The sequence below is a fragment of the Streptococcus oralis genome (assembly GCF_001075675.1).
In the GTDB taxonomy this organism is placed as follows: domain Bacteria; phylum Bacillota; class Bacilli; order Lactobacillales; family Streptococcaceae; genus Streptococcus; species Streptococcus oralis_V.
Window position 1 is genome coordinate 20276 of record NZ_JUNW01000018.1, and the last position, 14486, is coordinate 34761.

General features: G+C 40.7%; 14 protein-coding genes and 1 pseudogene. 6 read left to right on the forward strand and 9 right to left on the reverse strand.

Annotation, left to right across the window (positions count from 1 at the left end):
- Positions 1-9 precede the first annotated feature (9 nt).
- Both ADM50_RS02340 and glmU read right to left on the reverse strand, forming a co-directional pair.
- On the reverse strand, positions 10-555 hold the full coding sequence (locus ADM50_RS02340; RefSeq protein ID WP_049484402.1) for an NUDIX hydrolase: 546 nt from the start codon (positions 553-555) through the stop codon (positions 10-12).
- Between the two features lie 9 nt (positions 556-564).
- Positions 565-1944: a bifunctional UDP-N-acetylglucosamine diphosphorylase/glucosamine-1-phosphate N-acetyltransferase GlmU gene (gene glmU / locus ADM50_RS02345; protein ID WP_049484403.1), complete on the reverse strand. Its 1380-nt coding sequence runs from the start codon at positions 1942-1944 to the stop codon at positions 565-567.
- Positions 1945-2099: 155 nt separating this feature from the next.
- Between glmU and ADM50_RS02350 the strand changes: the two genes are divergently transcribed.
- The 5 genes from ADM50_RS02350 to lysS all read left to right on the forward strand — a co-directional run bounded on the left by ADM50_RS02350 (position 2100) and on the right by lysS (position 6583).
- A complete protein-coding gene (locus ADM50_RS02350; protein WP_001227574.1) occupies positions 2100-2900 on the forward strand; it encodes a glycoside hydrolase family 25 protein in 801 nt (266 codons plus the stop codon).
- Between the two features lie 106 nt (positions 2901-3006).
- Positions 3007-3849, forward strand: coding sequence for a DUF368 domain-containing protein (locus tag ADM50_RS02355; RefSeq protein ID WP_049484407.1), 843 nt, complete (start codon positions 3007-3009; stop codon positions 3847-3849).
- Complete coding sequence (locus tag ADM50_RS02360; RefSeq protein WP_049479415.1) at positions 3849-4331, forward strand: aminoacyl-tRNA deacylase; 483 nt, start codon at positions 3849-3851, stop codon at positions 4329-4331. Before ADM50_RS02355 ends, ADM50_RS02360 begins: the two co-directional genes overlap by 1 nt.
- A complete protein-coding gene (locus tag ADM50_RS02365) occupies positions 4331-4954 on the forward strand; it encodes a histidine phosphatase family protein (RefSeq protein WP_049479414.1) in 624 nt (207 codons plus the stop codon). Before ADM50_RS02360 ends, ADM50_RS02365 begins: the two co-directional genes overlap by 1 nt.
- A gap of 138 nt (positions 4955-5092) precedes the next feature.
- Positions 5093-6583 carry a lysine--tRNA ligase gene (gene lysS, locus ADM50_RS02370; RefSeq protein WP_000102443.1) on the forward strand — a complete coding sequence of 497 codons (1491 nt, stop codon included), beginning with the start codon at positions 5093-5095 and terminating at the stop codon, positions 6581-6583.
- Between the two features lie 74 nt (positions 6584-6657).
- On the opposite strand, the pseudogene ADM50_RS02375 reads toward lysS, so the two are convergent.
- The 5 genes and pseudogenes from ADM50_RS02375 to ADM50_RS02395 form a co-directional block, all read right to left on the reverse strand.
- Positions 6658-7497: pseudogene (locus ADM50_RS02375) on the reverse strand (amino acid ABC transporter substrate-binding protein).
- Positions 7498-7512: 15 nt separating this feature from the next.
- On the reverse strand, positions 7513-8142 hold the full coding sequence (locus ADM50_RS02380; RefSeq protein ID WP_000891744.1) for an amino acid ABC transporter ATP-binding protein: 630 nt from the start codon (positions 8140-8142) through the stop codon (positions 7513-7515).
- 10 nt (positions 8143-8152) lie between these two features.
- Complete coding sequence (locus ADM50_RS02385) at positions 8153-8794, reverse strand: amino acid ABC transporter permease (protein WP_049484404.1); 642 nt, start codon at positions 8792-8794, stop codon at positions 8153-8155.
- A 137-nt stretch (positions 8795-8931) separates the two neighbouring features.
- Positions 8932-10161, reverse strand: a complete 1230-nt coding sequence (locus tag ADM50_RS02390) for a tetratricopeptide repeat protein (RefSeq protein ID WP_049484405.1) — start codon at positions 10159-10161, stop codon at positions 8932-8934.
- Positions 10151-11317 carry an AI-2E family transporter gene (locus ADM50_RS02395; RefSeq protein WP_000400294.1) on the reverse strand — a complete coding sequence of 389 codons (1167 nt, stop codon included), beginning with the start codon at positions 11315-11317 and terminating at the stop codon, positions 10151-10153. Before ADM50_RS02395 ends, ADM50_RS02390 begins: the two co-directional genes overlap by 11 nt.
- 144 nt (positions 11318-11461) lie before the next feature.
- Here ADM50_RS02395 and ADM50_RS02400 point away from each other — a divergent pair, with 144 nt between their 5' ends.
- Positions 11462-12475 (forward strand): lactonase family protein, encoded by a 1014-nt coding sequence (locus ADM50_RS02400; RefSeq protein ID WP_000665595.1) that lies wholly within the window; start codon positions 11462-11464, stop codon positions 12473-12475.
- Between the two features lie 32 nt (positions 12476-12507).
- Here ADM50_RS02400 and ADM50_RS02405 read toward each other — a convergent pair whose 3' ends face one another.
- Together ADM50_RS02405 and atpD are read right to left on the reverse strand one after the other, a co-directional pair.
- Positions 12508-12927, reverse strand: coding sequence for a F0F1 ATP synthase subunit epsilon (locus ADM50_RS02405; protein WP_000940836.1), 420 nt, complete (start codon positions 12925-12927; stop codon positions 12508-12510).
- A 10-nt stretch (positions 12928-12937) separates the two neighbouring features.
- Positions 12938-14344, reverse strand: a complete 1407-nt coding sequence (atpD, locus tag ADM50_RS02410; protein ID WP_000094372.1) for a F0F1 ATP synthase subunit beta — start codon at positions 14342-14344, stop codon at positions 12938-12940.
- Positions 14345-14486: the final 142 nt, after the last annotated feature.

The window sequence follows — 14486 nt, forward strand, 5'->3', positions numbered from 1 at the left end:
GTTGCTCCTCTATTTCTTTTGTAGTTCCCAGTACTGAATCGCCATAATGGTCTTGGCATCACAGATATGACCTGACTGGATTAGGCTCTTGGCTTCCTCTAGACTTACTTCTAGGACTTCCAAGGTTTCATCATCATCTTGTGGGCGAGGATTTTCCACCTTGACCAAATCACTAGCAAGGTAGAGTTTTAGTTTTTCGTTGCAAAAACCAATCGCAGAATAGAAATCGTACAACAGTTCTAACTTACCAGTGTAAGCAACTTCTTCTTCCAATTCACGAAGTGCCGCTGCCATTGGATCAGCATTTTCACCAAGTTCTAGTTTACCAGCAGGAATCTCATAAGAAACCGCCTCAATAGCTTTTCGGTATTGCTTAACGAGAACGATTTTGTCCTCGGCTGTCACAGCTAATACACAAACAGCTCCATTGTGAAAAATCAAATCACGTTGGGCAGTACCCTTTCCTTCTGGTAGCTCAACCTGATCCTGTACTAGTTTGAAAATAGGACCTTGGTAGATTTCTTTTCGACTAAGCGTTTTTTCTTCAAATTCCATGACAAACTCCTACTGATTCTTGGGATGATGAGGTAAGCGTGTTGCGTACTCGTCTTTGTTAACTTGTCGTCCACGACCGATCGCAATGGCATCAGCTGGAACATCTTTTGTAATGGTTGAACCCGCTCCAACCAGAGAATTATCCCCAAGTTCTACAGGAGCAATAATAGTTGAGTTTGATCCAACAAAGACATTATTGCCAATGACAGTTTTGTATTTATTTTTGCCATCGTAGTTAACTGTAATAGTTCCTGCACCAAAATTAACGTTGCTACCCACTTCACAATTTCCAATATAAGTCAAATGACCCGCCTTGGTATTTTCACCGATTGAAGAGCCTTTTACTTCAACAAAATTTCCAATGTGAACTTGAGCAGCCAGACTTGAACCTGGACGAATATGGGCATAAGGACCAACTGTTACACCGTCCGCAACACTACTTTCCTCAATCATAGAGTTGGTAATCACAGCCCCAGCTCCAATATTACTATCCACAATATAAGTTCCATTTGTTAAAATAGTCTCCGCACCAATCTTCGTTTGACCTTTCAAGGTAACATTAGATTCGATTTGGACTTCAGGAGCAATCTCAACATCAATATCGATGTATGTTGCTTCTGGATTGACAAAACTAACACCATTAACCATGTGCTTTTGATTGATACGGCGTCGCATCACTGCTTCTGCAGTCGCAAGAGCTACACGGTCATTTACCCCAAGACTTTCATCAAAGTCTTTCAGAGTATAGGCACCAACCTTCTCACCAGCCTCACGGAAAATACCAATCACATCGGTAATATAGTACTCTCCTTGAGCGTTGTTGGTGTTGATATTTTTAAGGGCTTCAAAAAGACGTTGGTTATCAAAAACGTAAGTTCCTGTATTGATTTCCTTGATTTGTTTTTCAAAGTCTGAGGCATCTTTTTGCTCAACAATACGAAGAACTTCTGCATTATCGTTACGGACAATTCGACCGTATCCAAAAGGATTTGCCGCTTCAGCTGTTAAAATAGTCGCCACATTTTTGTGATTGATATGGAAATCTAAGAGATTTTTCAAGCTTTCACCCGTAATCAGAGGCGTATCCCCAGCGATAACCAAAGTATGACCAGAGCAATTTTTCAAAATTGGCTCTGCCATCATGACAGCATGACCAGTTCCTAACTGTTCTGACTGAGTTACAAAGTCTGTCTGTCCAGTCAAGACTTGTTCAACTAACTCAGCCTTGTGACCCACTACAGTAACTGTTTTTTCAGGTTGAATAGCAGCAACACTACGAAAAACGTGTTCCAACATTGAAATTCCTGCTACTTTATGAAGTACCTTAGGAAGATCTGATTTCATGCGAGTACCTTTACCCGCTGCTAAAATAATGGCATAATTTGACATAATCTTCTCTTTTCTCTAGAAATTCCCTTTTATTATACCATAATTTAGTTTCTTAGGAGTAAACAAACAGAGAAATAGGGAAAAGACGCCCATATATTCACTTTTTCCGATGTTTTCTTTGATTTTTTTATCTATTTACGTTAAACTATTTAAATATGAGAAAAAAGATTCATCCAGCTATTATTTTTACTTTATTTACTATATTTATAGCTATTTTGATCCTCAATAGACCAACTTATGAAGACCATCCCGTCAAGTCAAAACCAAATGCTGTCCAGGTTGAAAATCAGGCCTTGCATAATCTTGACAAACCTATTATTGATGTCTCTGGTTGGCAAAGACCTGAGGAAATCAACTACGATACCTTGTCTCAAAATATTTCAGGTGTTATTGTTCGCGTCCACAATGGGGCTCAACATACTGAAAAAAATGATGCCGCTTATGCCAATGGTATTGATAAAGCCTATAAAAGTCATATTACAGAATTTCAAAAGCGGAATGTCCCAGTTGGAGTCTATGCCTATCTAGCTAGCCCCAGCAAGGAAGAAATGGAAAAAGCCGCTGAAGTTTTCTATAATGCTGCTTCTCCTTACAACCCTAGTTACTATTGGTTGGACGTGGAAGAAAAAACAATGTCTGATATGAATGAAGGGGTTGAAGCCTTTCGTGCTAAACTGGAATCTTTAGGTGCTAAAAACATCGGCATCTATATTGGAGTTTACTTCATGCAAGAACACAGTATCAATACAGATAAGTTTACTGCTATTTGGATTCCTTCCTACGGGACAGACTCTGGTTACTTTGAAACAACACCCAATACCAGTTTAGACTACGACCTCCATCAGTATACTTCAAAAGGAAGAATTGCTGGATTTGAACATCATTTAGATATTAATCTTATTTCTACCTTGAAGGAAAAAGAAGAAACCTTCAGAAAACTATTTTTAAGACCATAAGACAAGTGAAAATTGCTCTCTTTTTCACTTGTTTTTTCATTTTCTTCTCGTCTGTGTTATAATTGATAGAATAGAGAAAGAATTTTATGAAATTGAGGATTTTATGATGTTTTCATGGATTGCAAGAGTTATTAAGGGAATCGTCATCGCCTTAGGATTTATCCTACCTGGAATTTCTGGCGGTGTTTTAGCAGCTATTTTGGGGATTTATGAGCGAATGATTAGCTTTCTGGCTCATCCTTTTAAGGATTTTAAAGAGAATGTCCTATACTTTATCCCAGTAGCAATCGGGATGCTACTCGGAATTGGGTTATTTTCATATCCAATCGAGTATTTGTTAGAAAATTACCAAGTCTATGTTTTGTGGAGTTTTGCAGGAGCTATTATTGGTACAGTACCTAGCCTCCTTAAAGAATCTACTCGAGAATCTGATCGGGATAAGATCGACCTAGTCTGGTTCTGGACCACCTTTATCCTTTCAGGTCTAGGACTCTACGCGCTAAACTTTGTTGTTGGTTCACTCAGTGCTAGTTTCACTAGTTTCATCTTAGCGGGTGCTCTTTTAGCGCTTGGTGTCTTGGTGCCTGGTTTAAGTCCGTCAAATCTACTCTTGATTTTAGGGCTGTACGCTCCAATGCTAACTGGTTTTAAGACCTTTGATTTATTCGGAACCTTCCTTCCTATTGGGATTGGTGCAGGAGCAACTCTTATTATCTTTTCAAAATTAATGGACCATGCCTTAAACAACTACCACTCCCGTGTTTATCACTTTATCATTGGAATTGTTCTTTCAAGTACTCTCTTAATTTTGATTCCAAATGCTGGAAATGCTGAAAGTATCCAATACACTGGACTTTCTATTGTGAGTTATGTTCTCATCGCCTTCTTCTTTGCGCTTGGAATTTGGCTTGGTATCTGGATGAGTCAATTGGAGGATAAGTATAAATAATGGCAAAGAAAGTTAAGATAAAAAAAACCTTGGTCGAACAAATCTTGACCAAGGCGGGTATTGACCATACTGGTATTCAGATCAATGCGCTTGAGGGTGAACTTCCTTCAGAATATGATCGAACTCACATCTTTAAAACCTTGGCTCTATTAGGGGACAAAACAGGCCCAATCATCGGAATCGTTCCCATAACAGAACACCTCGCTGAGAAAAAACTAGCAAAGGTTTCTGGTAATAAAAAAGTGAGCATGATTCCTCAAAAAGATCTGGAAAAAACGACAGGCTATATTCATGGGGCTAATAACCCCGTCGGCATTCGCCAAAAACACAATTATCCTATTTTTATTGATCAGACTGCTTTGGATTTAGACAAAATGATTGTCTCTGCTGGAGAAGTCGGGCATAGTATCATCATCCGACCTCAAGACTTAGCCAGCTTTGTAAAAGCGGACTTTGCTGATATCTTGGAGGAAAACAACTGATGAAACTCTACTTTGTCCGTCATGGTCGGACTGTCTGGAATCTTGAAGGACGTTTTCAAGGTGCTAGTGGCGACTCTCCCCTTCTTTCAGAGTCCATTGACATCCTAAAACAACTTGGGCAGTATCTCAATGAAATTCATTTTGATACGATTTATTCTAGTGATTTACCCAGAGCAGTTAAGTCTGCTGAAATAATCCAAAGTCAACTCCAGGCTCCTTGTCCTTTAAAAAGCATTCCTGACCTACGTGAATGGCAACTTGGCAAACTAGAGGGATTAAAAATTGCTACGCTCAATGCCATCTACCCACAACAAATCAAGGCCTTTCGCTCTAATCTGGCTCAGTTTGATACGAAGATGTTTGAAGCTGAGTCCCTCTACTCTACGACTCAGCGAACCATTCAGTTTATCAAATCTCTGAAAGAAAGTCCGGCTGAAAACATTCTGATTGTCGGGCATGGGGCCAATCTCACTGCTAGCCTTCGTACACTTATAGGCTATAAAGAGGCTCACCTCCGCAAAGAAGGAGGCTTGGCCAATGCTAGTCTGACAGTTTTAGAGACCGATGATTTTGAAACCTTCACTCTAGAAAGATGGAATGACACTTCCTATCAAAGAAAATAATGGAACTTGATCTTAATAGTCAAGTTCTTTTTAGTTTTCAAAGAATATCCGTGAATTTCTCTGCTATTTATGATAAAATGGGAGTATCGCAAAAAATGACTCATCGTATTAAATTTTGAGTAAAATTAGGAGGAACCCATGTCTACAGAACATATGGAAGAACTAAATGACCAGCAGATCGTTCGCCGTGAAAAAATGGCTGCGCTCCGTGAACAAGGAATTGATCCCTTCGGAAAACGTTTTGAACGTACTGCTAACTCTCAAGAACTAAAAGACAAATTTGCAGAACTTGATAAAGAACAATTACATGAACTAAATGAAACTGCTACTATCGCTGGACGCTTAGTAACTAAACGTGGTAAAGGGAAAGTTGGCTTTGCCCATCTCCAAGACCGTGAAGGTCAAATCCAAATCTACGTTCGTAAAGATGAAGTCGGTGAAGAAAACTACGAAATCTTCAAAAAGGCTGACCTCGGTGACTTCCTCGGTGTCGAAGGTGAAGTCATGCGTACGGATATGGGTGAACTCTCTATCAAGGCAACTCATATCACTCACTTGTCTAAAGCACTTCGCCCACTTCCTGAGAAATTCCACGGTTTGACAGACGTTGAAACAATTTATCGTAAACGTTACCTTGACTTGATTTCTAACCGTGAAAGCTTTGAGCGCTTTGTCACTCGTTCAAAAATCATCTCTGAAATCCGTCGTTATCTAGATCAAAAAGGTTTCCTTGAAGTGGAAACACCTGTTCTTCATAATGAAGCCGGTGGTGCTGCTGCTCGTCCATTTATCACTCACCACAATGCACAGAACATTGACATGGTGCTTCGTATCGCGACCGAGCTTCACTTAAAACGTCTTATCGTTGGTGGTATGGAACGTGTCTATGAAATTGGCCGTATCTTCCGTAACGAAGGAATGGACGCTACTCACAACCCTGAATTCACTTCTATCGAAGTTTACCAAGCTTATGCAGACTTCCAAGATATCATGGACTTGACGGAAGGTATTATCCAACACGCTGCTAAATCAGTTAAAGGTGATGGTCCAGTTAACTATCAAGGTACTGAAATTAAGATCAACGAACCATTTAAACGTGTTCACATGGTAGATGCTATCAAGGAAATTACTGGTGTAGACTTCTGGCAAGACATGACTTTCGAGGAAGCTAAAGCTATCGCTGCTGAGAAGAAAGTTCCAGTTGAAAAACACTACACTGAAGTTGGTCACATTATCAACGCCTTCTTTGAAGAGTTCGTTGAAGAAACCTTGATTCAACCAACCTTTGTCTATGGTCATCCAGTAGCTGTGTCTCCACTCGCTAAGAAAAATCCTGAAGACAACCGCTTTACTGACCGTTTTGAGCTCTTCATTATGACCAAGGAATACGGTAATGCCTTTACCGAGTTGAACGACCCAATCGACCAACTTAGTCGCTTTGAAGCCCAAGCCAAAGCTAAAGAACTTGGTGACGATGAAGCAACAGGTATCGATTACGACTACATTGAAGCTCTTGAATACGGTATGCCACCAACAGGTGGTTTGGGTATCGGTATCGACCGTCTCTGCATGCTCCTCACTGATACAACTACTATCCGTGATGTATTGCTCTTCCCAACAATGAAATAAGCTCTTATCCTCTGGTACTTTCCAGAGGATTTTTCGATGCAAAAAGAGACTGAGGAAAAACTCAATCTCTTTTCTTATTCTTGATTTTTAACTTGACTGGTGGCTACATCTTCCCCAAACCACTTCTGACTGATTTCCTGAAATTTTCCTTCTTGGTATAGTGAGATAAAGGCTTGATTCAGAGCATCTAGCAAAGTTTTATCAGCAGGTCTAACACCCACTGCAAAAGCTTCACTTTCAAATCCAGCTGAAAAGACATTGTAGTCATTTAATATTCCTTCAGACTGGAGATAATAATTGGCATATACCCGGTCAATCACAAGGGCATCAATCCGATCATTTTTCAAATCAATCAAGGCTTCATTGAAACTTTGGTATTGATTGGCCTTCTGATCTTTCACTCGATTCTTGAGTAGTTCGGGTTGTCCTTCAAAATTCAAATAGCCAGAAGATCCTGCCTGGGCCCCTAAAACTTTGTCAGTCATATCCTGAACTGAGTGGATATTTTGAGACTTTTTAGAGACCAAAACTTGTTGATTTTACATGTAAGGAATGGTAAAAGCAACCTTCTCTTTCCGTTCATCTGTAGCTGTATAGCCATTCCAGATGGCATCAATGGTACCATTTTGTAGCTCGGTTTCTTTCATATCCCAGTCGATGGGTTGAAATTTAATCTGAATTCCTAGCTTTTCAGAAACAGCTTGGGCCAGGTCAATATCAAAGCCTGCATACTGGCCATTCTTTTCCTCAAATCCCATGGGAACAAAGGTATTGTCAAAGCCAATGGTAATGCTTCCCTGTTTTTGATATTTGGCCCAATTATCCTGATTTGGATCACTTGCCTTTTGAGTACAAGCCGTCAGGAAGAAGCTAAAGAACAGAGCAAGTACAAGGGCAATTTTCTTTCTCTTCATAGGCACCTCCTAGTCCTACTTTGGATCAACCTTAAGGATCTGATCAGCAATGTTTTCCGCAAACTGAAGATCGTGGGTCACAACAATCTGAGTCATCCCACGCTCTTTATTTTGAAGGATAAGTTTTTCTACTTCTAATCGCAATTCTGGGTCTAAGGCTGATGTAGGCTCATCATATCCAATAATTTCTGGGTTAATCATCATAGCACGTGCTAAGGCCACCCGTTGTTTTTGCCCACCTGAAAGTGAGAATGGAAAGGCATCTGCATGTCCAGCTAACCCAAGTTGTTCTAACAAACCACGCGCCTTCTTCTCAGCAACTTCCTTCTCCATGCTCATTGTTTTTATAGGCGACAAGGTTAAGTTATCTAGAACTGACAAATGCGGAAAGAGTTGAAAATCTTGGAAAACAAATCCCAGAAGATTGCGCTTTTCTAGTTCGTCTATAGCTAGCGATTCGCCGTTATAGTAGATTTCCCCCGAATCGATGGTTTCCAGTCCAGCTAGCATACGTAATAGGGTTGTCTTTCCGCCTCCTGATGGACCTACGATTGCAAGGATTTGCTTTTCAGGAATTGATAGGCTGAAATTGGTTAAGATTTGTTTGCCACCAAAGGCCTTGTTAATGTTTCGTAATTCTAACATAGCAATCCTCCTATCTGTAATAACTGTACTTCTTCTCAAGTCTTTTCGCTACAATGGTTACAAGACCAATCATGATTAAATAAATCGCTCCAGCTAAAAACATAGGAACAAGACTGGCATCTCGATTGGCTGCTGTCCGACTTGCCAAAATCAAATCTGAAATCCCAAGGGCATAAACCAATGAAGTATCCTTGACCAAACTCATAATTTCATTAAAGACGCTCGGTAAGACAATCTTTGTAACCTGAGGAAGAATGATATATCGCACTGTGTCAAAAGGACTAAACTTCAAGACCTTAGCAGCCTCATATTGACCTTTAGGAATGGTTTCAATCCCACCACGAAATATTTCAGCAAAGTAGGCTGCATAGTTCAATACAAAAGCGATCACAGCAGCAGGCAAACGATCTAAACGTATCCCAATGCTAGGAAGAACATAGTAAATAAAGATTAATTGCAAGAGCAAGGGAGTCCCTCGCATCACCCAAATATAAAGGTCAATCAGATAATGGAGGGGTTTCCAGCGGACTTGTAAAGCAAAGGCAACGACAATACCTAATGGAATTGAAAAGATCAAGACCAGAGCAAAGACTTGAAGTGTCATACTTGCACCGTTCAATAAACTTGGTAATATCTCAAACATATAAGACATACTGCACCTCCTAAAAATTATTGTTCCTATTATAGCATAAATAAACAATTTAGCAAGTCTTTTTGTAAAAAAATTCTATTTTTCAAAAAAAACGTATCTGCCAAATTGACGGATACGTTCTTTTAGAGAGATAACTTTTAAAGTGTTTCTATAAGTTCTTGCATCTGAACATCATCTGGAATCAGTTTTAAATATGCTTCTGCTTGTACCTTAGCTTCTTCGAAATACCCTAATTCACGCAAGAGATAAGTATATTGCTCCAGAAACTCTGGATTGTCCTTGAGGTCAGATGACAATTCTTGATAGAACTCATAAGCCTTATCTAAATCCTCGATTTCCTGATAAGAACGGGCAATCATCCACTTGGTAAGGAGATTTTCAGGTTCTTGACTTTGGAGAGCGATAATGTCCTCAAATCGCTCTTGTTCCATATAAATGGTTGAGAGTCGAAGGAAAATCTCCTCAAGATCTTCTGCATCTTCTTTTGCAGTAAGGAGAAAGTCCTCCGCTGCCTTAGCATCATGCAATTCATAAGAAAACTGAGAAGCCGCTAACAAGAGCCGAGTTTCAAATGGATTTTTCTCCAAACCCTGTTTAACGATACGAAGGGCTTCCTCCACCTGATGTTCCTTGTGCAAGGCTTGACTATAACCATACTCATATCCTTCAAAATCAGGTGAAATGGTATCAATCTGCTTAAAGTAAAGAACAGATTTTTGATACTCTTCTTGGTCAAAGTAAAGACTAGCCAGTTCAAAGGCAGTTTGGTCATCGTATTCTAATTCTAAAGCTTTTTCTAAGAATTCAGTTGCAGCTTCAAACTTGCCTAACTGGGCATAAGCGTAGCCAATTCGTTGATAGGTTGAGACACCCGTTTGCTCATAGATGGAGCGATTGTCTAATTGAGCATAACCCTGAATAGCTTCCTGATAATTTCCTAACTCACTATCCAACTCAGCCAAACCAAAAACTAATAAGGGATCGTCTGAGTAGTTTAGGGCTTCCAGTAACTTTTCACGCGCTACATCTGTCAATCCTTCCAACTGATAGAGGTCAGCCTTCAAGGCCAAAGCCGACACGTACCAGTCACTTTCGGGTGTGATTTCCTCAAGGTAAGCAAAGGCTTCCTCAACATTGCCATCCTCACTAGCAATACTTGCTAAATTCAGATTCACTTCTGGAAATTCTGTAACGATTTTTTGGTAAATTTCTTTTGCTTGAGGATAAAAGCCAATTCCCTCTAGATAGCTTGCTAGTTCGTAAAGAACTTCACTTGAATCTGTTTCGAGGGCTTTGTGAAAATACTGATCCGCTTTGATTAAATCCTGTTCATCCAAAGCCTGGAGCATGTGTTGACTATTGTTCACTCTTGATTTCCTCCCCTTCTTCTTCATACAAACCGCTGACTTTTTTATACCAGTTAAAGATAGCTGAGATAACGACCTTGGCAGAAGCATAGACAGGAATTCCCAGCAAGACTCCCCAAATACCAAACATAGAACCTGAAGTTAGGAGAACAAATAGGACATTGATTGGATGGATGTTTAGCTGACTACCTAAAATAAGCGGAGAAACGAAGCGACCTTCAATCGTTTGTTCAACAATAAAGACAATAATCACTTTCAAAAGCATCACAGGTCCTGCTATCAAGCCCAAAACCAAAGCAGGCAACATGGCAAGAAAACTACCCAGGTAAGGTACTAGATTGAGGATACCAGCCGTGATCCCCAGAGTCACAGCATATCTGAGACCAATAATCTTAAAGAAGATAATAAACATAATTGCCACGATAATAGCAACTGTAACCTGCCCTCTAACATAGTTTGACAACTGTTTATTAACATCTGACAAAACTTGTCCGACAGGTTCTTTTAACTTGTTTGGGATAAACTTAGTCAAATAGTCTCGTAGACCTTTCCCATCTCTCAAAAGATAAAAGAGCATGAAGGGTACGATAATAACCGCAACAATGACCTGGGAAACGCTACTGATAAAGGCGCTAACCCAGTTAACAGCTTGAGAAGAGATTTTGCTGGCCCACATGGTCGCCTCACTAGAAACATTGGAAAGAACCTGCTCCAACTGTGGTCTAAAATCATCTGGCAAGCGTTTGGTTACAAGGTCATTGATCACCTTATCAGCATCTTCCAGGTATGTCGGCACATTCTTCGCAAAATTTAAGACTTGACGTTGCAGATTAGGAATTGCGACTGCCAATCCCCAAATGATAAAGAGTCCGATAATGACAAAAACAATACTAATGGCAAGAACACGATTGATCTTGTGCTTCTCCATCCAGTCCACAATCGGATTGAGGAGGTAATAAAGTAAACCAGATAAAATAACTGGCAACATGACAACCCCTAAAAAGTCCAATACCGGTAAAAAGATAAAACTAATCTTACTTAGAATAAAAATGTTTAGCCCCAGTAACAAGGTTACTAAAAATACAGTGATGGCTTTATTATCTAAAAACCACTTAAAAAACCAAGATAGGCTAAAATGTTTCTCTTTATGTTCCATAAATACATCCTTTCTGTCATTCTCTCATTATACCATTTTTAGACTAAAATAACTCTTTTTTAAAGTGCTTACATGGATGAATCTGATGCTTCATGACTGCCATTTTGTGGTATAATGAACTTATCATTATTAAGAGGTATGGACATGAAAGAAACTGTTTATTTTGGAACTTACACTCGTCGCTTATCTAAAGGGATTTACAAGGCAGATTTTGATACAGAAACAGGCCAGCTTGCAGATCTTGAACTCTTTGCTGCTGAACCAAGTCCGACCTACCTTGCCTTTGACCAACAGCAACACATATACACCGTAGGAAGCCAGGATGGCTTAGGTGGAATCGCTGCATACAAGACAGATGGCGCTTTGCTAAATCATGTGGTTGAAGAAGGCGCTCCCCATTGCTATGTGGCAGTGGATGAAAAACGTGGTCTCGTATACGGAGCTAACTACCACAAAGGCCAAGTTCTAGTTTATAAGCGCCAAACGGATGGTAGCCTCATCCAAACGGATCTAGATCAGCATAGAGGACAAGGCCCTCATGAAAACCAAACTTCTCCACATGTACACTTTACAGATCTAACACCTGACCAGTATCTCGTCACCTGTGATCTAGGTACAGATGAAGTAACGACCTACGATGTTAGTCCAGAAGGAAAACTAAGTAAGCTCCACACTTATCACGGCCAAGCTGGAGCAGGTGCTCGCCACATCGTTTTCCACCACCACTATAAGATTGCCTATCTCATCTGCGAACTTAATAGCACTATCGAGGTCTTGATTTATGATGGGGTCGGTGAATTTGAACGCATGCAAGTCATTTCAACCTTACCAGATGGATACGAAGGCTTCAATGCTACTGCTGCCATTCGTCTTTCAAAAGATGGCAAATACCTCTATGCATCTAACCGAGGTCATGATTCCATTGCAGTCTATACAATCCTCGCTGATGGTAGCTTGGAATTATTAGAGATTGTACCAAGTCATGGTAAAAATCCACGTGATTTCGACCTAACTCCTGATCAAGAGTTTCTCATTGCTGTTCATCAAGATTCTGATAACGCAACCGTCTTTAAACGCAATCCTAAAAGTGGTCGTCTTGCAGAACTTTCTAACGACTTTCATGTCCCTGAAGCAGTCTGCATCAACTTCCCACATTAAAAAAAATGAACTTGAGTTTCAAGTTCATTTTTTTATAGTCTATTTCCGACATTGATACGGTTGATAGCACGTTGCAATGCGATTTTTGCACGACGCTCTTGGTCAATCAAATGCTTGTCATGGGCTTCTTCGATTTCTCGTTCAGCGCGAAGTTTTGCACGTTCAGCACGACTGATATCGATATCACGAGCACGTTCTGCTGAGTCTGCTACAATAGTAATGATGTCATTGGCAATCTCGATAATTCCTCCGTTCACTGCAATCCAGTTCACATGAGTATCATCATCGATACGTTTTACCTTCACTTCATCAACCGCTAAAACCGCAATCATATTTTCATGTCGTGGCAAGATCCCCATCTCACCATCCAGAGTTCGTACCGATACAAAGCTGGCATGGTGATCATAGACGAGGCCATCTGGTGTCACGATCTGGACAGTTAAATGAGCCATAGATCACCTCTTAAAATCCCATTTTTTCTGCCTTAGCAATGACGTCTTCGATTGAACCGACACCACGGAAGGCATCTTCTGGTAACTGGTCATGTTTTCCTTCAAGGATTTCCTTAAAGCCACGAACTGTTTCCGCTACTGGCACATAAGAACCAGGTTGACCAGTAAATTGTTCTGCAACGTTAAAGTTTTGAGACAAGAAGAACTGGATACGACGGGCACGTGCAACCAAAGTCTTTTCTTCATCAGAAAGTTCATCCATACCAAGGATAGCAATGATATCTTGCAATTCATGGTAACGTTGAAGGACACGTTTAACCTCAGCAGCAACTGCGTAGTGCTCCTCACCAACAATCTCAGGTGCCAAGGCGCGTGAGCTTGAAGCTAGAGGGTCAACGGCCGGGTAGATACCCAACTGTACCAACTTACGTTCCAAGTTTGTTGTTGAATCCAAGTGAGCGAAAGCTGTTGCTGGCGCAGGGTCAGTGTAGTCATCCGCTGGCACATAGATAGCCTGGATAGAGGTTACAGAACCCTTCTTAGTTGATGTGATACGTTCTTGCAATTGACCCATTTCCGTAGCAAGTGTTGGTTGGTAACCAACGGCTGAAGGCATCCGACCCAAAAGGGCAGATACTTCTGAACCAGCTTGAGTGAAACGGAAGATATTGTCGATAAAGAGAAGCACATCTTGGCCTTCTACATCACGGAAGTATTCAGCAATTGTCAAACCAGTAAGAGCAACACGCATACGTGCTCCAGGTGGCTCATTCATCTGACCAAATACCATGGCTGTTTTCTCGATAACGCCTGATTCTTTCATTTCCCAGTAAAGGTCGTTCCCCTCACGGGTACGTTCTCCAACACCGGTAAATACTGAAATACCACCATGTTCTTGGGCAATGTTGTGAATCAACTCTTGGATCAAGACAGTTTTACCAACTCCGGCACCACCGAAGAGTCCAACTTTCCCACCTTTAAGGTAAGGGGCAAGAAGGTCGATAACCTTAATTCCTGTTTCCAAGATTTCAGATGAGGTAGACAATTCATCAAAAGTTGGAGCTTTCTTATGAATTGGCTGACGCTCAGCGTCTTCAGCGAAAGGAGCATCCAAGTCAATCGTATCCCCCAAAACGTTAAAGACACGTCCCAAAGTTTCTTTACCTACTGGCACGGAGATTGGACGTCCTGTGTCCAAAACTTCCATTCCACGAGTCAAACCATCTGTTGATTCCATGGCGATCGTACGGACCATACCATCACCCAACTCCAAGGCTACTTCAAGGACGATTTTTGTTTTTCTTTCGTCATTTTTGTAGACGACAAGTGCATTATTAATCTCAGGAAGTGTTTCCCCTGCTGCAAACAAGACGTCTACAACGGGTCCGATAACCTGAGCAATTTTACCTGAACTCATCTCCTTCTCCTATTCTATATAAGATACTGTCGGTTCCTAGTTCAACTAGGTCCTAATACTCTTCGAAAATCAAATTCAAACCACGTCAGCGTCGCCTTGCCGTACTCAAGTACAGCCTGCGGCTAGCTTCCTAGTTTGCTCT

Bases quoted from the DNA above. Each gene is read 5' to 3' on its own strand.
- ADM50_RS02380 (WP_000891744.1), bottom strand. From the start codon at position 8,142: ATGTTAGAATTACGAAACATTAACAAGGCCTTTGGTGGCAAACAAATC.
- ADM50_RS02350 (WP_001227574.1), top strand. From the start codon at position 2,100: ATGAGAAAAAAGATTCATCCAGCTATTATTTTTACTTTATTTACTATA.
- ADM50_RS02360 (WP_049479415.1), top strand. From the start codon at position 3,849: ATGGCAAAGAAAGTTAAGATAAAAAAAACCTTGGTCGAACAAATCTTG.
- lysS (WP_000102443.1), top strand. From the start codon at position 5,093: ATGTCTACAGAACATATGGAAGAACTAAATGACCAGCAGATCGTTCGC.
- ADM50_RS02405 (WP_000940836.1), bottom strand. From the start codon at position 12,927: ATGGCTCATTTAACTGTCCAGATCGTGACACCAGATGGCCTCGTCTAT.
- atpD (WP_000094372.1), bottom strand. From the start codon at position 14,344: ATGAGTTCAGGTAAAATTGCTCAGGTTATCGGACCCGTTGTAGACGTC.
- ADM50_RS02385 (WP_049484404.1), bottom strand. From the start codon at position 8,794: ATGTCTTATATGTTTGAGATATTACCAAGTTTATTGAACGGTGCAAGT.
- ADM50_RS02395 (WP_000400294.1), bottom strand. From the start codon at position 11,317: ATGGAACATAAAGAGAAACATTTTAGCCTATCTTGGTTTTTTAAGTGG.
- ADM50_RS02355 (WP_049484407.1), top strand. From the start codon at position 3,007: ATGTTTTCATGGATTGCAAGAGTTATTAAGGGAATCGTCATCGCCTTA.
- ADM50_RS02400 (WP_000665595.1), top strand. From the start codon at position 11,462: ATGAAAGAAACTGTTTATTTTGGAACTTACACTCGTCGCTTATCTAAA.
- ADM50_RS02340 (WP_049484402.1), bottom strand. From the start codon at position 555: ATGGAATTTGAAGAAAAAACGCTTAGTCGAAAAGAAATCTACCAAGGT.
- ADM50_RS02365 (WP_049479414.1), top strand. From the start codon at position 4,331: ATGAAACTCTACTTTGTCCGTCATGGTCGGACTGTCTGGAATCTTGAA.
- glmU (WP_049484403.1), bottom strand. From the start codon at position 1,944: ATGTCAAATTATGCCATTATTTTAGCAGCGGGTAAAGGTACTCGCATG.